Source organism: Geotalea daltonii FRC-32, from assembly GCF_000022265.1.
GTDB lineage: Bacteria > Desulfobacterota > Desulfuromonadia > Geobacterales > Geobacteraceae > Geotalea > Geotalea daltonii.
Map to the genome: position 1 here is coordinate 2,985,343 of NC_011979.1, position 17,521 is coordinate 3,002,863.

Annotated in this window: 21 protein-coding genes; 13 read left to right on the forward strand and 8 right to left on the reverse strand. The window is 52.5% G+C overall.

Annotated elements, in window-relative coordinates:
* Positions 1 to 2 precede the first annotated feature (2 nt).
* The 8 genes from GEOB_RS13470 (at position 3) to GEOB_RS13505 (ending at position 5,873) form a co-directional block, all read left to right on the forward strand.
* Positions 3 to 1,406: a toll/interleukin-1 receptor domain-containing protein gene (locus GEOB_RS13470; RefSeq protein WP_012647793.1), complete on the forward strand. Its 1,404-nt coding sequence runs from the start codon at positions 3 to 5 to the stop codon at positions 1,404 to 1,406.
* Positions 1,403 to 2,107, forward strand: a complete 705-nt coding sequence (locus GEOB_RS13475) for an 8-oxoguanine DNA glycosylase (protein ID WP_012647794.1) — start codon at positions 1,403 to 1,405, stop codon at positions 2,105 to 2,107. Before GEOB_RS13470 ends, GEOB_RS13475 begins: the two co-directional genes overlap by 4 nt.
* Entirely contained in the window at positions 2,104 to 2,694 is a 591-nt protein-coding gene (locus GEOB_RS13480; RefSeq protein ID WP_012647795.1) for a 7-cyano-7-deazaguanine synthase, read from the forward strand. Before GEOB_RS13475 ends, GEOB_RS13480 begins: the two co-directional genes overlap by 4 nt.
* Before the next feature lies 1 nt (position 2,695).
* Positions 2,696 to 3,160 carry a TIR domain-containing protein gene (locus GEOB_RS13485; protein WP_012647796.1) on the forward strand — a complete coding sequence of 155 codons (465 nt, stop codon included), beginning with the start codon at positions 2,696 to 2,698 and terminating at the stop codon, positions 3,158 to 3,160.
* Positions 3,160 to 3,747, forward strand: coding sequence for a hypothetical protein (locus tag GEOB_RS13490; RefSeq protein ID WP_012647797.1), 588 nt, complete (start codon positions 3,160 to 3,162; stop codon positions 3,745 to 3,747). Before GEOB_RS13485 ends, GEOB_RS13490 begins: the two co-directional genes overlap by 1 nt.
* Before the next feature lie 117 nt (positions 3,748 to 3,864).
* Complete coding sequence (locus GEOB_RS13495; RefSeq protein WP_012647798.1) at positions 3,865 to 4,716, forward strand: hypothetical protein; 852 nt, start codon at positions 3,865 to 3,867, stop codon at positions 4,714 to 4,716.
* A gap of 129 nt (positions 4,717 to 4,845) precedes the next feature.
* The gene (locus GEOB_RS13500; protein WP_012647799.1) at positions 4,846 to 5,448 is read left to right on the forward strand and encodes a hypothetical protein; all 603 of its coding nucleotides are present in this window, start codon (positions 4,846 to 4,848) and stop codon (positions 5,446 to 5,448) included.
* A 128-nt stretch (positions 5,449 to 5,576) separates the two neighbouring features.
* A complete protein-coding gene (locus tag GEOB_RS13505) occupies positions 5,577 to 5,873 on the forward strand; it encodes a DUF167 domain-containing protein (protein WP_012647800.1) in 297 nt (98 codons plus the stop codon).
* Positions 5,874 to 5,982: 109 nt separating this feature from the next.
* Here GEOB_RS13505 and GEOB_RS13510 read toward each other — a convergent pair whose 3' ends face one another.
* Both GEOB_RS13510 and GEOB_RS13515 read right to left on the reverse strand, forming a co-directional pair.
* Entirely contained in the window at positions 5,983 to 6,288 is a 306-nt protein-coding gene (locus GEOB_RS13510) for a HigA family addiction module antitoxin (RefSeq protein ID WP_012647801.1), read from the reverse strand.
* 10 nt (positions 6,289 to 6,298) lie between these two features.
* Complete coding sequence (locus tag GEOB_RS13515; RefSeq protein WP_012647802.1) at positions 6,299 to 6,580, reverse strand: type II toxin-antitoxin system RelE/ParE family toxin; 282 nt, start codon at positions 6,578 to 6,580, stop codon at positions 6,299 to 6,301.
* Positions 6,581 to 6,657: 77 nt separating this feature from the next.
* On the opposite strand from GEOB_RS13515, the gene GEOB_RS13520 reads away from it, so the two are divergent.
* From GEOB_RS13520 to GEOB_RS20470, 3 genes are all read left to right on the forward strand, one after another.
* Positions 6,658 to 7,488, forward strand: coding sequence for a hypothetical protein (locus GEOB_RS13520; protein ID WP_012647803.1), 831 nt, complete (start codon positions 6,658 to 6,660; stop codon positions 7,486 to 7,488).
* 40 nt (positions 7,489 to 7,528) lie between these two features.
* Positions 7,529 to 8,047, forward strand: coding sequence for a hypothetical protein (locus GEOB_RS19970; RefSeq protein WP_012647804.1), 519 nt, complete (start codon positions 7,529 to 7,531; stop codon positions 8,045 to 8,047).
* Between the two features lie 212 nt (positions 8,048 to 8,259).
* Entirely contained in the window at positions 8,260 to 8,406 is a 147-nt protein-coding gene (locus GEOB_RS20470; RefSeq protein ID WP_230198948.1) for a hypothetical protein, read from the forward strand.
* Between the two features lie 149 nt (positions 8,407 to 8,555).
* Here GEOB_RS20470 and GEOB_RS13530 read toward each other — a convergent pair whose 3' ends face one another.
* From GEOB_RS13530 to GEOB_RS13555, 6 genes are all read right to left on the reverse strand, one after another.
* Positions 8,556 to 9,470, reverse strand: a complete 915-nt coding sequence (locus GEOB_RS13530; RefSeq protein ID WP_012647806.1) for a transporter — start codon at positions 9,468 to 9,470, stop codon at positions 8,556 to 8,558.
* A gap of 109 nt (positions 9,471 to 9,579) precedes the next feature.
* Positions 9,580 to 10,329, reverse strand: a complete 750-nt coding sequence (locus GEOB_RS13535) for a cytochrome c biogenesis CcdA family protein (protein WP_012647807.1) — start codon at positions 10,327 to 10,329, stop codon at positions 9,580 to 9,582.
* Between the two features lie 13 nt (positions 10,330 to 10,342).
* Complete coding sequence (locus GEOB_RS13540; protein ID WP_012647808.1) at positions 10,343 to 10,849, reverse strand: TlpA disulfide reductase family protein; 507 nt, start codon at positions 10,847 to 10,849, stop codon at positions 10,343 to 10,345.
* A gap of 96 nt (positions 10,850 to 10,945) precedes the next feature.
* A complete protein-coding gene (locus tag GEOB_RS13545) occupies positions 10,946 to 12,733 on the reverse strand; it encodes an aryl-sulfate sulfotransferase (protein ID WP_230198949.1) in 1,788 nt (595 codons plus the stop codon).
* Positions 12,734 to 12,882: 149 nt separating this feature from the next.
* Entirely contained in the window at positions 12,883 to 13,596 is a 714-nt protein-coding gene (gene dsbI / locus GEOB_RS13550) for a protein-disulfide oxidoreductase DsbI (RefSeq protein WP_012647810.1), read from the reverse strand.
* Positions 13,597 to 13,608: 12 nt separating this feature from the next.
* The gene (locus tag GEOB_RS13555) at positions 13,609 to 14,274 is read right to left on the reverse strand and encodes a thiol:disulfide interchange protein DsbA/DsbL (protein WP_012647811.1); all 666 of its coding nucleotides are present in this window, start codon (positions 14,272 to 14,274) and stop codon (positions 13,609 to 13,611) included.
* A gap of 718 nt (positions 14,275 to 14,992) precedes the next feature.
* On the opposite strand from GEOB_RS13555, the gene GEOB_RS13560 reads away from it, so the two are divergent.
* Both GEOB_RS13560 and GEOB_RS13565 read left to right on the forward strand, forming a co-directional pair.
* Positions 14,993 to 16,723 carry a sensor histidine kinase gene (locus GEOB_RS13560; RefSeq protein WP_012647812.1) on the forward strand — a complete coding sequence of 577 codons (1,731 nt, stop codon included), beginning with the start codon at positions 14,993 to 14,995 and terminating at the stop codon, positions 16,721 to 16,723.
* Positions 16,723 to 17,382: a response regulator gene (locus tag GEOB_RS13565; protein ID WP_012647813.1), complete on the forward strand. Its 660-nt coding sequence runs from the start codon at positions 16,723 to 16,725 to the stop codon at positions 17,380 to 17,382. The genes GEOB_RS13560 and GEOB_RS13565 overlap by 1 nt, the downstream gene beginning before the upstream one ends.
* Positions 17,383 to 17,521 lie beyond the last annotated feature (139 nt).

Sequence of the window (17,521 nt, forward strand, 5' to 3'; positions counted from 1 at the left end):
AGATGGCAGACATATATATTGTGTATGCTAAAGAGAACAAAAAAATAGCAATAATGCTATTTGAACTGTTGTCTCAGCAATGGGATGTCTGGATAGACAAAAAAATAGTCGGTTCCTTTCGTCAGGCAATAGAAAAGGAATTACCAGGCTCTGGATGTGTTGTCGCAGTAAACTCCATGGCAGCACGCGTGAAGGCTACCTATGCTGCAGAGTTGCAGATTGCAGAAAACTACAAAGTTCCCATGATACCTGTAAGACTTGATGATTCTGATCTTCCTTACCCATTCGGCGAAAACAGTCATGTTGACATGCAAGACTGGACAGGCGAGGCTGATCACAGCGGAATTATGGAATTAAAGTGTAAATTGGCATCTGTTGTACCGCCTAGGGTACCTCCTCAACGTCCCAATGCGATAGCTGGCGGAAAAATTCCTTTACCCAATTTATTCATGTCAGTTTCTTCATTTGAAACACAAATATCACCTGCCGGAGCAGTCAGCGTACTACGGACATTTGAATCAAAAACTATTTTAGTTTCAGCCTATGATTTGGTGCCAAGATATAAGAAAGACCCTCAAGGCATTATAGATGAGTTGAAAGAGTATCAAGATAATGGCGGTTTTATATTGCTGGACTCTGGAAGCTATGAACAGACACGTTTTTCAAAAGGAAATTGGCAAAAACAAAAATTATGGAATGTGCTTCACAAAGTGCCGCATGATTGGGCTTTCTGCTTTGACATATTGAAACCGAAACACAAGCCAGAAATGGCAATTAGCGAAATAATCGAGGCTGTAGAAAGAGAAAAAGAGTATACCAAGAGCGCTGTACTGCCCATTGTCCATGCTCCAAAATTAAAATATGGCGGTTACAAGCTAACACATTTCCCTAAGATAATCTGTGAAATTTCAGAAAAACTTCAACCGCCGTTGATAGCAGTACCTGAACGAGAATTAGGGGAGGGAATCGTTGCCAGGGCAATGGCCATACAGAGCATTAGAAAAGAACTCGATAAATTGCCATTCTACCAACCCCTCCATATTCTAGGAACAGGCAATCCATGGAGCATACCTGTTTTTGTTGCTGCAGGCGCTGACTCATTTGATGGCCTTGAGTGGTGCAGAATGGTGGTAGATCGTGATGTGCATCGACTTCACCATTTTCAGCATTTTGATTATTTCGTTTGCCAAAAGGGGAAAGCTGAATCACAGATTGTAAAGACAGCTCTTGATGGTAATGATTTTCAAGCAAAAGTTGTTTTCCATAACCTTGATTATTACTCTTCATTCATGGTTGAAATGAGACAATATTTAGCTGAAAATGATCTTCAGTCATTTATGGTTGGAATAATGGGGAGCCAGGCAGTAAAGCAATTAAAACAAGAAATTAAAGGGTTGTTTAGATGAATACTTCTAGCAATAGATTGAAAAATGCCGTTGCTGCTATCTGTCCTGACATCCGTGATCGCGTAAGTAAAGCTGTAATTCCTACAGATGAGAAACGCCTCTGGTGGGAGTTATCTTCATGCATCCTGAGCAGCCAAGTCCCATATCCCCTTTCTACTGCTGCTGCGAATGCAATCAACAATGATGGCATTTTACATGACAAGTGCGTAAGTGCTACGAAACGAGCCAAGCGTTTGGAGGAGCTTTTGATCACTCCCGTAGAGGTTGATGGCAAACAACGAGCATATCGCTTTCCTGTTGCACGAGCGCGTCAGTTGGCTGCTGCACATAGTGTGGTGATGGATAGTAAATGCACACTTCGTGAGCTCGTTAAGAGTTTCGCAACTGCCACTGAAGCCAGATGTTGGTTTGTGAAGCATGTGCCGGGTATCGGTCCGAAGCAGGCAAGCATGTTCCTGAGAAATGCCGGGGTTAGTTATGATCTGGCAATTCTGGATCGGCATGTGCTGAATTATATGACGAAGCTCGGAATGTATTCCGGTGATAACTATTCGATCTCCAGCCTTGCACAATATCGCCGCCATGAGGTTGAGCTGAAAAAACATGCTGAAGAGTTGGATTGTCAGGTCGGATTTCTTGATTGGGCTATTTGGATTGTGATGCGTGTTGCCAATCGTGTCCCGGAGGTTGCCACTGTATGAGCATCGTGACCTTGGTTTCCGGTGGACTTGATTCTACGTTGATTGCCAAACTCGCCCAAGAAGAGGGCCTTATCCAGCATCCGCTATTTGTCGATTATGGTCAGAGGGCTCGCGATCAGGAACTGGCTGCCTGCCGCCGTGGCATGAGCGAACTTGGTTTGCCGGAACCAAGGGTGGCTGATCTATCCGGTTTTGGGGCGCTTATACACTCAGGCCTTACTGATTCGTCACTTGATATAGTCAAGGATGCCTTTACGCCGGGTCGTAATATGCTGTTTCTCCTCATTGCAGCAGCGTATGCGGTTCAGGTAAAAGCAGACGCAATTTCAATAGGGCTTCTTCACGAAAGTACCAGCCTATTTCCTGATCAAACCAGTGCATTTCTACGTGATGCCGAAGTACTCATCAGACGTTGCATGAACAGGGATATCAAGCTGCTCGCTCCGCTTGCCTCATTCCTCAAAACAGATGTAGTTGCCCTTGCGAAGTTGAAAAGGATTGGCGCTACCTATTCTTGCCACACAGGGAATGAGGAAACATGCGGTACATGCATAGCTTGTCGGGAATTTGAGACGGTGGAGGTTTAAGATGGGTGGCAACGGTGGTGGCGGTTGGAGCAGCCTTGGCGATTTACGGGCACTGGAGGAAAAGGCTAAAGCTGCACTTCAGGGCGGAAAGCGAAATGTGTTTATCAGCTTTGCCACAGAAGACATGGACGAGGTCAACCTCCTGCGTGCTCAGGCTAAGAATGAGAATAGTGATATTGAGTTTAACGATCATTCTGTGCAGGAACCGTACGAAAGCGACCGGGCCGAATATATACGGCGCAAAATCACAGAGAGAATTAACCGAACTTCGACAACAGTTGTTTACCTCTCGCAAAATACAGCACAGAGTAAATGGGTTAGGTGGGAAGTCGAGAAAAGTTTGGAGTTGGACAAAAGAGTTATTGCAGTGCATGCAGGGGATAAATTTACCGGAGACAAACCCTCGTGGTTTTCTGAAGGCATTAAAGTAGTATCTTGGTCCAAGCTTGCTGGTGAGTTGACGTAATGGTTATAGCGAAGTGTCGTGTCACGCCTGCTATTGCTGCTCTTGCTGGTCGCCGGATTGATGTCTCGGATGCAACTATTCCTCGATTTCCACTACTTGAGGTTCAACATGTGTATAACAAGCTCCTTTATCGCTTCCGCCGAGAGAATATTCAACATCTTGTCTGCTCTGCAGCATGTGGCGCAGACATCCTTGCACTAGAAGCAGCGAGGGAATTGGCAATTCCAGCGACAGTTGTCCTTCCCTTCTCGCCTGATATCTTTCGAGAAGTTTCCGTTACCGATCGACCAGGGGCATGGGGCAAGCGGTTTGATCATCTTGTGCAGGAAGCCAGTGATCGAGGCCGCCTTATAGACCTTCAACTTGAGGTCAGTGACGAGAACGCATTCACTGTAACCAATCACCGGATAATTGAATCTGTACTAGACCTTAGGTTTACTCGAAAGTTGGCATTTGTTGTATGGGACGGGCGGTCGCGTGGAGAAGGTGATTCTACGGCTGAATTTCTCAAAATAGCTTTGTCGCACGGACTGGAGAAAAGATGTGTTATGACAACAGGAAAGAGCTGCAGTGAAATAGTAGAATGATAAGTGGTGCCAGAATGATAAGCGGTGCCAGGCTTGCAATTGTGCAACTAGCCCTTGTAACGTGACTTCATAGGCGCTCCAAGACAAACGCAGAGAAAGCACCAAAAAATCATCGCTATGACAGAACTATTCTCCCCACCCCATGACAGGGTAACCCTGCGCAACAGCTTACGCGAAGCCATCGGCAAGACGAGGCGCGATGCCGCGATTTTCGCCGTTCTTACGGTGATCCTGACACCGATCTTCTTAGCCGGCGCAACCGTTGTCCTCATATTTGCCCTGGCCTTTGTCGATCTGCCGCTGGTCGATAATCTCGGCTATGAACGATCTATTGTGACAGGGGTCAACCTTGCACTGGCCTTCATGGCGGCTTCATATTTTCTTAAGCCCAAGGAACCTTATCAGCGGCACAAAAGCGATGAAGCGTGGCTGATGATTGCACTGGCCTTGTACTGTGCTCTGTTCCTCTTGTCCTACGGCACGAGCCTGTCCCATTCGCATCCCATCGGCTTCTGGTCATTGTACCTGGGGATAGCTCTGACCATGCTTGGGTGTATCGGCCATGCATACGAACCACAGGAAGACTATTACCTGGGATGGCTTTCTGGGCCGGTCCTCGTTGATAATCCATTTACTATTCAGGACGATATTGATCGAGCCCATGTGTCTCTGGGCTTCGCGGTAGCTCTGGCCAATCTGGTTTTGACATCCTACGATGAAATTTTCGGCAGCAAATGGCTTTGGCAGGGGCTAAAGGAGTCAGAAATATCGGCTTCTGTAGAATTTCTGGAAGCACTGGCAATCAACGATGGCAGCCGTGCCCGGTCTGTAGTGGCAAAAGTCGGCAAAACTTCCTCCCTCGGGATGATCCGCGCCCTGGTGAAGCTGGAGATGATCAGGATCAATAAAGGCGTGGTGCGGCTCAGCTTGAAGGGAAGGGAATTTGTCGGTGTTAAGGCCTTTGGGTAGCCTTTGAACGTGAATACTGGCGATTCTGGTGGACCGATGAACAGGGAAAGTCCCTCAGGCGTCCCTGGATCAACTCAATGTGGCACCATTTGGGGATACACAACATGATAAAGAAGGGGTAGACCGGCCATGTTCAAGCGCTTCATTGCCATCAGCGTAATAATCACCCTCATAAGCGGCTGTTCTTCAGCCTATTATGTTCATTTCGACTCCACTCCAGTCGGTGCCACCGTGCAGTTTGCTGGCTCCACCTGTACAACTCCCTGCAAACTGCCACTGGCAAATACAGATGTGCAACTGGCTCAGGTTTCTTTTGCTGGCCGGGAGCCGAAGTTAGTTCGCGTCGAGGGGGCGCCGAGCGTGTCTGCGAGGGTAGGGCATGGAGTCTCTTCTGCCACCGCGACCACCTTGGGATACCTGGCTATACCGCTACTGGCGGTCGGCGGCTTCGGGCTTATTCTCTTTTCGGGTAATGAGACAGATGGCTTTTACAATAGTGATTATCAATACGACCGTGGTGGTTTCTACATCACCATGGGCGCCCTGGTGTCTGGCGCCACGCTCATGTGGGCATCCAAGAGCATGAAGGATTTCTCTGCCGATTTATATGAGCGGCAGGATGTCTACGTGGCTCTGGATCTGCCGGAAGCGAAGCGAGAAGATAAGCACAAACCCACACTTTCCGTTGATGATTTTATCGGTCACCGACCATTTCCTGTCACCGGTCGCTGAACAAAACCATGATTGGCAAAGGGAGAATCAAGGGGCAGCCCTCGATATGGGACAAAGCAAGACGATTGTAGCGTCTTGAACCAGCCTCAAAACGAACTGGACTGCTTAAGGCTGGACACCGGAGAAACATGAAACAGTTTTGTTTCTGGGATGGCGATACGCTGGTGCTCAATATTCTCGGCACTCCAAATGCCAAACGGGACGCCATCGGCAAGGTGAAGGGACACCAGCTTTGTGTCAGTGTGACGGCGGTTCCCCGTGCCGGGCGGGCGACCGACCATATGGTTCGGTTTCTGGCTGAAGAATTTGGCGTCTCCGTCAGCGACATTCAGGTTGTGTTCGGGCGGATGAATGTCAACAAGCAGCTGCGGATCAAGGCGCCCAAACGGTTGCCCTTAGTCATCGGGCAGCAAGAATTATGCTAGTTTCAGCCAAGGAGGGTGGGGGATTCCGGGGACAGCGTACGCAACTTCGGCTTCCGGTGAGAAGGCTTTCGGTCACCTTTGCAGATTTACAGGTGGTTAAGTAGCCTCGCTAAGCTGCATTTCTGAGAGGTTTCACTTCTTGCTCGATTCGCTCAGCCAAAGTGATTTCAGCACATTCGAGATCGTATTGGGCTTGAAGATTCATCCAGCTTTGGGCGTCTGTGCCGAAGAACCGGGCAAGGCGCAAGGCGGTGTCGGCAGTGATGGCCCGTTTGCCGGCGCAGATTTCATCGATACGGCGTTGGGGTACGCCGATGGACTTGGCAAGCCTATAGCGGGTAACGTTTAGCGGCTTTAGAAAGTCTTCAAGGAGAATTTCTCCAGGATGTACCGGGGGAAGATCGCGTTTTATCATAGAAGCTCCTTTAGTGGTAATCGACGATTTCGACGTCCGTTGCATTTCCGTCTTGCCAGGTAAAACAGATGCGCCATTGGTCGTTGATTCGGATGCTCCACTGGCCGGTGCGGCTCCCTGAAAGTTGCTCAAGCCTGTTGCCTGGTGGTACGCGGAGAAAATCCAGGGTAGTGGCGCCATGAATCTGTTTTAGCTTCCGTTGGGCGATACGCTGCACATCCTGTGGCAGCTTTCCGGAAAAGCGGCCGTGAAAAAGCTTTTCAGTCTCTTTACAGGCAAACGTCTTGATCATGGGAAAATAGTACTGGGAGACGTTAGTATTGTCAAGCGGTAGTATGTTAAAGAAAAACACCAAAGAGTAGCAACTTCATGCCCAACCTCACCAAACACAAAATCAACTTCACCGAACGCTTCAAACGCCGCCATGCCCTACGGTTCCACATGTCACTGATCCTGCTGGCCACCTTCAGTTCCGGCCTCTTGGCGACCAAGCTCATGCTGGTGCTGGATATGACCAACGTCATGTGGCGCTACCCGCTGGCGGTGGTGTTCGCCTATGGTGTGTTCTTCGCTTCAGTCAAGATCTGGCTGCATTACATATCACCCAGCGCCGCGGCAAAAAAAGCCCATGACAGCCATGTGGATGCGGTTGACCTGCTGCCGGACTTGCCCATATCCGGTGGTGGGAGTCCAAACATTACACCTGCCTTTGAAGGGGGTGGGGGAGAGTTCTCCGGCGCCGGTGCATCGGGAACCTTCGAGGTAGACGGCTTGCTTGCCGATACCGGCAGCAGTCCCATTATGGACGGTGGTGTCGATACGGGCAGCGGCATAGGAAATGTGGTCGGCGACGCGGCGGGAGACGTCGTCGGGGCAGCATTGGGGGATGAAGGGGGCTGCCTGGTTGCGGTCATCCTGGGTGTGCTTGCGGCGATGCTGGCGGTGCTTGTGGGGACAGGGGCCTATCTCGTCTACGAAGCGCCCTTCATCCTCTCTGAAGCGGCATTCGAGTTCATCCTGGCGGCAAGCCTTTTGCGCGGGACCAAGCGCATGAACAGCGGCGACTGGTGGGGGAGTGTCTTCAAAACGACCAGCATCCCCTTTTTAGCCACCCTGGCACTGGCATTTCTTGCCGGTTACCTGATGCACCGGTATTTTCCGGGCGTAACCAAAATATCCGAACTGGTATTACTTTGGTAATTACGGACTCTGTTTAACGTTAGTCACAGGAGTATACGCTATGAAATACCTGTTCCTCAAAATCTGCCTATTCTGTCTATTCCTCCTGCTTTTCACTGGATGCGCCATCGGCGTACCCCAAAACCGCGACGAATTCGTCGCCATGTACAGCGAAAGCGGCATTTTCACTGCGGCGGATCATTACACCATCAACCAGCCGGCGAAGGCTGTCATTGCCGACGTGAAGGAATATTCCCAGAAGTGCCTCAACGTGCAGGTGTACGACTCGCCCAACTATGCCTTAAGGGAGACAGGCGGGAAGACCACGTACCGGCCGAAGATCGAAACGGTCCGGAAGAATGTGTTCTCGCTCTCGGTGCAGGAGGAATACAACGATCACCACATCTCTGGCTCGCCCAAAGACGGCCTTTTCACTCTGGTGGCCGAAATCACCCCGGCAGGAAAGGGGAAAACAAAGCTCGATATTTACCACCCACGAGGTTCCAAGACTGCCGATCCCCTGAAAGACTGGGCTGAAGGGAAAAAGGGAAGCTGCCCCAACCTGCGGCGAGGGTACTGATAACCAAGGCCCTGGAGGGTGTCGGCGAAGGCAAGCGCCTGAAGGCCATCGGTGACGGTGAGGCTTCGAAGATCGCCGCCATCGGCGAGGCAACCGCCCAGGCGTACAACAAACAGCAGGAGGCAATCGGCGAAGAGGCCATAAAGCAGATCAAGATCGTTGAGCTGATTTCTGCCGCCATAGAAAACGGCCACATCAAGGTTGTTCCCGATGTGATGGTGGCCGGCGGCGGCAGCGCTGCCGACGGGCTAATGGGGATGCTGACCAAGCTGCTGCCGGGGTTGGACCTGAACCTGCTGGCGAAAAAACCTGCCACTGCCGTGGCGCCGGAGGTGCGGGCGGAGATCGATGTGGTTTAAATGCGGTTGACCACGGAAGGATTATAAAAGGAACAGAATAAGGGGGCAGGCTGGTTTTCTATCAGTCACATTAAAAACCAGCCTGTCCCCTATCTTTTTCTGAATTTCCCCCCTCAAATAACAAATCATCACAGGATTCTCCTTTTGTTCTAGAAAAGGTCAAATGTCTTGCTCAGTTTCAACTCGATCCGGAAACCTTCAGAGGGGGTATTGGCCTCAAACCAGCGAGCCATGGGGAACATGGCCGCCAATCCTGCCGCGAATCCAGCCGGCCTGTACTTGAACGCCACCTTCGGCCCGGCATACCATTCATTCTTCGAATCTTTCTGGCTTTTGCCGTTCTTCTCGCTCTGGTCATTCCAGTCGAACTGCGATTCTGCCCCCATGTCGAAATAATTGTTTATGGCGTAGCCCCAGGCGGTCGTGCTCCGGACGTACATGGGTTTACGGTAGTCATGAGCTCCTTCGGTAAAGGTGTAGACATGGACCTCCTGGTCGATACGGTGCGAGCCTGTCGAGTAGGTAAGACCGATGGCGCCGCCGGTGCCCCAGGCACCGTTGCCGACGAAGTCGACGCTTTTGTTGCTGACATCCGTCGTCGGCACCACCAGGCCAACATCTACCGCCAGATCAAACGGTGCACCCTTCGCCTGATTCATGAGCACCTTGTGCAGGGCGATGGCGGTATCACCAATCCAGCCAAGATGATTCCTTTCGCCGTTGACGTTGTTTTTTTTGTAAACGTCGTAGATGGGGGTCGCAGTGCGTATGTCGAGCCCCTCCGTGATGCCGTAGCGCAGTTTCACCACCCCGACATTTTTACTTAGCTTGACCGCTTCGCTTACTTCACTCCCCCCCTTGCGGACACCGTCGGTCTCACAGTACTGGTAATTTAGGAGGACACCGAGCTTTCCTACCGGAAAACCGGTACCGGCAGGACCGAAGGCGGAGATGGCCGGGCCGAAGGGCTGGGGGACGGCAGGGGCATCAGCACCCCAGGTAGGGCCCGTGCAGGTGAAAAGGGCCGCGAGGGAAAGCGGGATGATATGCTTGTTAAATTTCATTGGCTTACTCCTTGGAACTGGGTCCCATTGTGTTGCTATCGAACTGCCGTGAATGAACTGTTATTCCTGCTGACATGGCACCAGTGTGGTTAGAGGTACTGTAGGTGATTCAGGCTCCCGCGGGGAGCAACTGATAGAGCAAAGTCGTCAAGTTGTTGAAGAGACCGAAAAAAAGGAGGATGCCTACGGCCATCAGCAGAAGGCCTGTAAAGAATTCCATCTTCCGGATGTGCGACTTGAAGCGTTTGAAAAAATCGAGAAAACTGTGGAACAGCAAGCCGGAGATGATAAACGGTATCCCAAGTCCTGCCGCATAGCTGCCGAGCAACAGCATGCTCTTTGCGGTCGAACCCGACGTGCCGGCCGCCATGGCGAGGATGGCCCCGAGGATCGGGCCGATGCAGGGGGTCCAACCGGCGGCAAAGGCAATCCCCACGAGGAAGGTACCCGCCAGGCCGCGCGGTTTGTTCTGAATGTGGATCCTTTTGTCCCCCAGCAGGAGCCCGAAGTGGAACAGCCCTGACATATGGATGCCGAAGAGGAAGATCAGCAGGCCGCCGGCCCGCTGCAGCCAGACCAGCCCGTCCTTCATGACCGACTGGAAGGTGGAGGAGGCGACCCCGGCAAGAGCCCCCATGCCGACGAAAACTGCGGAGAATCCCAGGACGAAGGTCAGGGAGTGGGCGAGAACGACCAGACGCACCTTCGCTCCCGGGTGTGCCTCCTGCAACTGCCCGAATGAGAGTCCGGTGATGTAGGTGATGTAGGAGGGAATGAGGGGGAGCACGCAGGGGGAGAAGAAGGAGAGGAATCCCGCCGAGAAGGCGATCCAGAAGGTGATTTCGGGGCCTAAGGTCATGACGGAATCTCCACTAAAGTGATTTCAGGTAGCTGACAACCTTGGGGGCATCCCATTCAATCCCGCCGGTCACTCGCTGCCGTATGATTCCCTTGCGGTCGACGATGAAGGTATCCGGGAGACGATTGGCACCGTACCTCTGCTGCACCTGGCCCGCCGCATCACTGAGAAAGTCGAACGAGACGGGAGCCCGGCGATACTTTTCAGGGATGCGTTTCTCGATGTTGACTGCCAGGATCACCAAGTCCCCCTTGGGAAAGGACCTGAGCAGCCGGTCCATGGAGGGCATTTCATCGCGGCAGTAGGGGCACCAGGATGCCCAGAAGTTCACGAGGACGATCTTGCCGCGGTACTGGGACAGGCTTTTGCTTTCCCCCTTCAGGGTTGGCAGCCTGAAGTCAGGGGCCGGCGAGCCTACCCGCACCAGTCCGACATCATCCTGCGCCTGGCTCGGAGTTGCCACGGCGAGAACCGTGAGGGTGAAAAGGCAGGCGCAGATGGAGCGGAGCAATCGGTTCATGTCACAACCTCTCTTTGTGCGGTTTCGGTGCTGTGGAATCGTACAGCGCCTCAGGCTGAAGGAGGTCCTTCAGCCTGAGGCTTTTTGGTAAGACTGTTACTTGGTGAAGGCCTTATCCACGCTGAACGGCATAGCCTGGTAGCCGGTGGTATCCTTGAGCTGGATCTCAACCGCCGGCTCTTTGGAGCCGTAGTTGAATTCCATGATGTAGGGGTTGGGGTCGCTCTTGAATGCGCCGGTGGCGATGTCGAAATCAGCGCCGGCCGTCGCCGAGTAGACAAAGACGGAGTCCTTGTCGGTCTGGTATTCGGTGAGCGAGGTGACTGGGCTGTACCAGCCGTTGCCGCGCTCCTTGCCGAACTCCCAGAGCTGCTCGATGGTCATTTTCTTCTGGTCGATCTTGTAGATGACGGCGCGGGAGTACTTCATGCTCGGCAGGGCCGGTTGCTCCATGCCGCGGCTGTCGCCGTTGTCGAAGACGCTCAGGTAGAGGATGTTGCCCTTGGACTTGCTGTCGATCTTGAAGGCGGTGTGCTGCGTCCAGCTCCAGTCGAAACCACCCTCGTCGTTCTCGTAGCCGGGGCACTTGGAGCCGCCGGCCTCGCATACGATCTTGTTCCCCTTGGAGTCCACCGGGGTCAGGAACTTGCCCTGGTATTCCTTCTTCCAACCTTCGGGGCTTCCCAGGATCCACTTGACCTGCTTGTCCCGGCCGATCTTGACCACGGCCGACTGGTGGCGGGAGCTGATGATGATGGAATCGTCCTCGGCGTCATGGTCGACGCTGTTCACGTGCGCCCAGTTCCGGCCCGGTCCGACGCCGACGATGTCGCCGAACTTGTCGCTCGCGTCCTGCTTGGCCAGCTCCTCCGCGGTCATGGTGTGGCCCGCCTTGCTGGCGTCGATGTTGAGGCAAACCGCACCCTGGTCGAGCACCTTCATGTTGATGTCGCGGTAGGGATCGAGGATTTCGAAGAGGCGCCACTCGTCCTTCACTAGGCCGGAGCTCGGTTCGACCTCGATGATCACGTCGCGCACGGTTCGGACGTTTCTGCCGTCGGGCCGCTTCAGGTTGGAGCTCGCCACGCGGAGGAAATAGTTGCCGTTGGGGGAGTTGTCGATGGAGTGGGAGACGTCGTTGTAACCGGCGGGAAGCTCGCGGTTGAAGACCTCTTTCCCCATGATGTCGTACTTCACGTAGCGCTGACCGAAGCCCCAGCTCATGGCGCCGTCATCGTTCTGCTTGAAGCCCATCATGACGCCGGCGTTGTAGATCGACTTCAGGTCGTAGATGGTGTCGACTTTCATGTACCAGCGGACTTCGCCCTTAGTGTCGACGATGAAGTTCTGCGGGTAGTAGTTCCACTCGAGGGCGCCGCCCATCGGGTTGTTCCAAACCGCCCTGGTCCCTTTGCCTGCCTTGTGCAGGAAGTTGTTGACGAAATAGAGTCGGTCGCTGTACTTCTTGTCGACCTTCTTGACCTCAGCACTTGAGAAGAGGGCGGCCTTCAGCGTCTTGGTGGCGTTCGGCTCGGAATACACCGGGGGGGCGTAGAGGGTGTAGCTTTCCTTGACCTGCTCCCACTTGCCGTTGAAGAGCTTCGAGTATTGGACATCGACGGTGTTTACGTAGTCTGCGTAGAGGCCGAACACCGGGATGCCGCCGTGGGTCAGAAGATGCTTGTTGGCGACCCGGTATTTGATTTCCTGCCCGTCCTTTTTCGGGACGATCCGCACCGTTACGTCCTTGATGACGTACCCGCCGTTTTTGATGACTGCGGTCAGGGGGGCGATGTCGTAGGGGTTCATGACAACCTCGCCGAGTTTACCCTGGACCTGATAGTCGACATGCGGGCCGCTGGCTCCACCGATGGCCAAGGCCATGGTCGGGACTGCAGCTCCGAGCATCGCAGAGCACAACACGATCCGCGCCACTCTTCCGGTTTTCACTAGTACTGCTTTTGGACTATTCATACCTTTCTCCTTTTGATTGTGTGCGGCGAGATGCCGCCCCTTTCGTCTAAATTCTTTCACTAGGCCTTGTGCAAATTTCCGGTGCAGGCAGAACTTTCTGTGTGTGTTACAGAATGGCGCTTGCGCCACAGGGTAACGATCCAGCAGGCTGCCGCCACGACCAGGAACAGGAGCACGACACCGAAGGTGATCACGGTGCACTGGGCCATGTTCATGAAATGGGAGGGAGGCCAGAGATACCACCCTTCGGAATAGAAGTCGGTGATGGCCTTCTGCAGGTTGCTCAGTTGGGCTCCGTCAGGAATGATCGGGTTGTCGTAGCCGCAGTCTCCAGTCGGCTTGAACCATTCCGGAGACCACTTGTCCAGGGGAAGGTGGAAGGGAAAGGTGGGCTCCGGGGAGCACCCCTGCACGCCGAAGATGTCGTCGCTGTGGGCGGCGTGATGGATCTTGTTGAGCTTGATGCTGTAGAGGACACCTTTGAAGCTTCCCCAGATGGCGAACAGGTAGCCGACGATCTTCAAGCCTGGGTTTGAGGGCTTGATGGCCGCGACGACGCCGCCGAAGGCCATGGCGAAGAAGGCCAGCCTGATGTAGACGCACTGCTCGCAGGGTCTCATGTAGAGCCAAATCTGGAATACGGAGTGAGCCAGGATGACCATGAACAGGCTGAGCACCGCCATGAATACCCAGAGAAACCGCTTGTCCTGCCATTGGCTGATGGTTTGTATCGGTTCTGACCTGAAGCTGCTGATCATTTCTGAGAGTTTCACGACATATCTCCTTTATTTGGTCTTCAGCTCGTTGATAAGCTTCAGCATGCCGTCTATGGAGGTGATGCTCTTGGTCATGATGAGGTACTTGCCGTTGATGACGAAGCCGGGAACGCCCTGGACCTTGGCAACATCATAGGACTGGTCCCACTCTTTCAGCAGCGCCTTGACCTTGGGGTCGTTCTTCGCTTTGTCAAAATCGGCCTTCGTCATGCCGACGGCGTCGAGACCGGTCTTCAGGTAGGCGTCGGGGCCCGCATCCCAGCGCTCTCTCTTGTCGTGGTAGGCGGTGTAGTAGGCCATCTTCGCCTTTTTCAGCAGGGATTTTTCGGTGTAAAGGTCACGGTCGGAGAGGCCGGCCTTCTGATCCTTGAGCAGCAGTACGGCAAAGAGTTCGCTTCCCTGGACGCCGTACTTGCCCTTGGTCTTAAGGTGGAAGGGGCGGAACTTGAGATCGCTCGGCAGCTTGGGAACCAGGTTCGGAGTGATTTTTTTATCGTACTTGTAGCAGAAGGGGCAGTCGTAGCTGAACACCTTGATCAGGGTCCCCTGGGCGTTTGGGATCGGTTTTGCCAGCTTGACGTAGTCGGTACCTTCGGTGAAGGCGAAGCTGGTACCGGCAAGAAGAGCTACCAGTGCGAAACTCTTGGCGATTGTTTTTGCGAATTTGAAAGACATGATCATTCTCCTTGATAGTGATTTAGATATTGTTGGTTCTACAGATCCTGGCCTCGTGGTGATGTGTCGTCTCGGGATGTTGAATGTTCCTCCTTTCTTGCCGATTGCTAGGGTTGGTGAAAGTGCTGCTTGTTGTTAGACAACCAAAATGAACCTAAATAAAGGATTTTATTTTTTAGAATTATAAAAATGTAAATTGGTTTACATTTGTTGTTATATTTGCTTTTTGGTTTATTTAACAAAACCAAAATTGATGTGTCAAGGTTTTTTTATAAGTTTTGTGCGCGTGCCACCGACAGGCGTTCGACTGCGTCTTCTGCCGGCGCGGGACGGTAACCGGACGACCTGCGCATCTTTGCAGAGCCTTGCCATGGCGATCCTTTCTGCGTGGATGGAATCAGGATAACTAAGAGTCTTTGAACAGCGGGTTGTACCGATAGAGCTTTAAAGGATAAATTTGCCCAGATTGAACCAACACCCAAAACGGGTTATGCGATGATCGTAAATGCTTTGAAATGGAGAGGTTTGAAGAGAGGGAATAGGGAGGAACAGTAATTACGGAGAAGAAATTTTATTTTGGTTTACACTTATTGTTATTATGAAGTAAACTAAACTAACTAGCTTTGACACTATGTATACGGCCCGAACCATGCACCTCTGGCAATGCCTGGAGCACCGGTTCGACTTACGAGGAACTACCCCGAAGAGGGACCGCCCCATGAGAAAATTTCTCGAAGCGAACAAAAACCGCATCGTCATTGTCACCTATATTCTGCTCTTCTGCATGTTCTGCTTCTTTTCGCTGATGGACCTGCACAAGAGGACATCCGATTACGCCTACTTCGCCAACAAGATCAACAGTTTCATCAAGAATGCCCACGACAGCGAGTCGGAGTACCTTTCCTCGAGGCTGGCCAACTATGTTAGTGCCGTTGCTCAAGAGAAGGACTTTGCCCGGCTGCTGGAAAGCAGTGATACGGAAGCCCTGCAGAAGGCCGCCGAACCGGCTTTCCAGGATTTCGGAAAACGGTATGTTCCGGTCATCTCGGTCCTGATTTATGACCGCAACGGAAAACTCAGATACCACATGATACCTCCATCCATCCCCCACGACCCGGAACGATTCAGGCCGAATGTGAGCAAAGAGGTCTTCACCACGAAAAAATATACCTATGGGTATGAAACCAATATTGTCCCCCTATACTTCTGCACGGTCCTTCCGGTTAGGGACAGTCTTTCAAATGTAGTCGGGACGATAGAAATAGGTGTTGACCTGTCCTTTTTCCACTACAATCTCAAATGGTTTTTGAAGGATGTGAAGACAGCTATTTTTTCCAAAGGTAAGCTCATAGAAAACCAAGGCGCTTACAAAACAGATTCTGCAGAGTACGTGTACGATTACTACAGAAAGCTTAAGGCCAATGACATCCAGTTTTTCAATCAGTTCAAAGACAGAATCGATTTCAAACGGACAAAAAACGACATACAACTAGGGGAGAGATATTACCTGGTGAGCACATCGCAGGTACTCCGCGACAATGGAGGTCGCGAAGTTGGGAAATATTTGGTCGCCTATGACATGACCGAACTGCGGAGCCGTCACTGGGGCTATTTCTACGTCTGGCTGCTGTTCTTTGCCATAACCGCTTCTGTCATGCTGTTTATTAACCTGGTCGGGTTCAGAAAGTACGAGCGTATCATCACCAATCAGGATAAGATGTTGGCCCAGCGCTCAAAGCAGTGCGCCCTCGGGGAAATGCTGGGGCATATAGGACACCAATGGCGGCAACCGCTCTACAACCTGTCGCTGATCGTTCAGAATATCGGGCTGCAGAACCAGCTCGGTAAACTGGACGACACACTGCTCAACAACCAGATCACCCAGGCGAACCAGAACATTCAGTACATGTCCAACATCATCGATGACTGGCGCTCTTTGCTGATGTCCGGCAGCAGTCGAACGGTGATCGAGCTTCAGGCATCTGTTGAGCGCGCCATTGCGATGGTGGCACCGGTCATGGAACAGAGCCGGATCACCATTGAAAACCGGATCACCTCGCAGGTGCATACCATGGGGTTCGTCAACGACTTGGTGCAGGTAACCATCAATGTGCTATTGAACGCCCGGGATCAACTCTCCCTGATTACCGGTGAGCGAGTTGTCCTCCTCTCCTGCCAGGAAGATATCGATTCTCTCGTAACCGTTACCTTTCAGGACAACGGTGGCGGGATACCCAATCATCTGCTGAGACGAATTTTCGAGCCTTATGTCACCACCAAGGACAAGGCGGACGGCACAGGCCTCGGACTCTATCTCTGCCGTCAGATAGTCGAAAATCTCGACCAGGGCCGGGTCTGGGCGGAAAACAGATCCTTTGTACTGCTGGGGAAAGAGCAGTATGGGGCATGTATCTGTCTGCAATTTGCCAAAATACCAAAGGAGGAATAATGAACGTCAATGCGTTGCAGGATATGACCATACTTTTCGTCGACGACGAGGAGATTGCGCAGGAGCAGATGAAGCTGGTACTGAGCAGTTTCTGCAAAAACACCATCTGTGTTGGCAGCACCGAACAGGCCCTGCATGCACTGGAAGAGCATCACCCTGATATAGTCCTCACCGATATCCGGATGCCCGGCTTGTCCGGCATTGAACTGCTCACTGCCATAAAACAAAAGGATCCGGCAGTCGCCGTTGTCATGGTCTCGGCCCACTCCGAGCCCGACTACCTGCTGGATGCGTTTCGCCACAAGGCTGACGGCTACCTTTTGAAACCGTTCAACTTCCACGAGATGCTCGAGCTCCTTTCCGATATAGCGACTCAGAAGGTAGCCGCAAATCGGGAAACGAAACAGGGAGCTGGCAAAAGTGATTTTCTGCTGAAAATTCTCGATACGCTAGGAGGAAGACGGGCCGAGATCATCGAGTACGTCATCAACCACCTGGATGCTGACAACATGTTCAATGGCACCTATGACGAAGTGGCCGAGGCGCTCGGCGCCAGCAAGCCCACCGTCGTCGCCACATTTCAGATCATGCTGGAAAAGAACGTGCTGACCCGGATCAAGTACGGGACGTACCGGATGAACATGGATGGTTCAGCTTGAATTGCTCGTCAAAACTCGTACCACGGGTAAGGCCGTGGTGCCGGTAAGGCCGTGGTGCCAGGCTTGCAATTGTGCAATCGGGTAAGGCCGTGGTGCCAGGCTTGCAATTGTGCAATTAGCCCTTGTATCGTGACTTTAT

What these genes read in the sequence shown, in the direction of transcription:
- GEOB_RS13470 (WP_012647793.1), top strand. Translation starts at nt 3, where the DNA reads ATGGCAGACATATATATTGTGTATGCTAAAGAGAACAAAAAAATAGCA.
- GEOB_RS13475 (WP_012647794.1), top strand. Translation starts at nt 1,403, where the DNA reads ATGAATACTTCTAGCAATAGATTGAAAAATGCCGTTGCTGCTATCTGT.
- GEOB_RS13480 (WP_012647795.1), top strand. Translation starts at nt 2,104, where the DNA reads ATGAGCATCGTGACCTTGGTTTCCGGTGGACTTGATTCTACGTTGATT.
- GEOB_RS13485 (WP_012647796.1), top strand. Translation starts at nt 2,696, where the DNA reads ATGGGTGGCAACGGTGGTGGCGGTTGGAGCAGCCTTGGCGATTTACGG.
- GEOB_RS13490 (WP_012647797.1), top strand. Translation starts at nt 3,160, where the DNA reads ATGGTTATAGCGAAGTGTCGTGTCACGCCTGCTATTGCTGCTCTTGCT.
- GEOB_RS13495 (WP_012647798.1), top strand. Translation starts at nt 3,865, where the DNA reads ATGACAGAACTATTCTCCCCACCCCATGACAGGGTAACCCTGCGCAAC.
- GEOB_RS13500 (WP_012647799.1), top strand. Translation starts at nt 4,846, where the DNA reads ATGTTCAAGCGCTTCATTGCCATCAGCGTAATAATCACCCTCATAAGC.
- GEOB_RS13505 (WP_012647800.1), top strand. Translation starts at nt 5,577, where the DNA reads ATGAAACAGTTTTGTTTCTGGGATGGCGATACGCTGGTGCTCAATATT.
- GEOB_RS13510 (WP_012647801.1), bottom strand. Translation starts at nt 6,288, where the DNA reads ATGATAAAACGCGATCTTCCCCCGGTACATCCTGGAGAAATTCTCCTT.
- GEOB_RS13515 (WP_012647802.1), bottom strand. Translation starts at nt 6,580, where the DNA reads ATGATCAAGACGTTTGCCTGTAAAGAGACTGAAAAGCTTTTTCACGGC.
- GEOB_RS13520 (WP_012647803.1), top strand. Translation starts at nt 6,658, where the DNA reads ATGCCCAACCTCACCAAACACAAAATCAACTTCACCGAACGCTTCAAA.
- GEOB_RS19970 (WP_012647804.1), top strand. Translation starts at nt 7,529, where the DNA reads ATGAAATACCTGTTCCTCAAAATCTGCCTATTCTGTCTATTCCTCCTG.
- GEOB_RS13530 (WP_012647806.1), bottom strand. Translation starts at nt 9,470, where the DNA reads ATGAAATTTAACAAGCATATCATCCCGCTTTCCCTCGCGGCCCTTTTC.
- GEOB_RS13535 (WP_012647807.1), bottom strand. Translation starts at nt 10,329, where the DNA reads ATGACCTTAGGCCCCGAAATCACCTTCTGGATCGCCTTCTCGGCGGGA.
- GEOB_RS13540 (WP_012647808.1), bottom strand. Translation starts at nt 10,849, where the DNA reads ATGAACCGATTGCTCCGCTCCATCTGCGCCTGCCTTTTCACCCTCACG.
- GEOB_RS13545 (WP_230198949.1), bottom strand. Translation starts at nt 12,733, where the DNA reads ATGGCCTTGGCCATCGGTGGAGCCAGCGGCCCGCATGTCGACTATCAG.
- GEOB_RS13555 (WP_012647811.1), bottom strand. Translation starts at nt 14,274, where the DNA reads ATGTCTTTCAAATTCGCAAAAACAATCGCCAAGAGTTTCGCACTGGTA.
- GEOB_RS13560 (WP_012647812.1), top strand. Translation starts at nt 14,993, where the DNA reads ATGAGAAAATTTCTCGAAGCGAACAAAAACCGCATCGTCATTGTCACC.
- GEOB_RS13565 (WP_012647813.1), top strand. Translation starts at nt 16,723, where the DNA reads ATGAACGTCAATGCGTTGCAGGATATGACCATACTTTTCGTCGACGAC.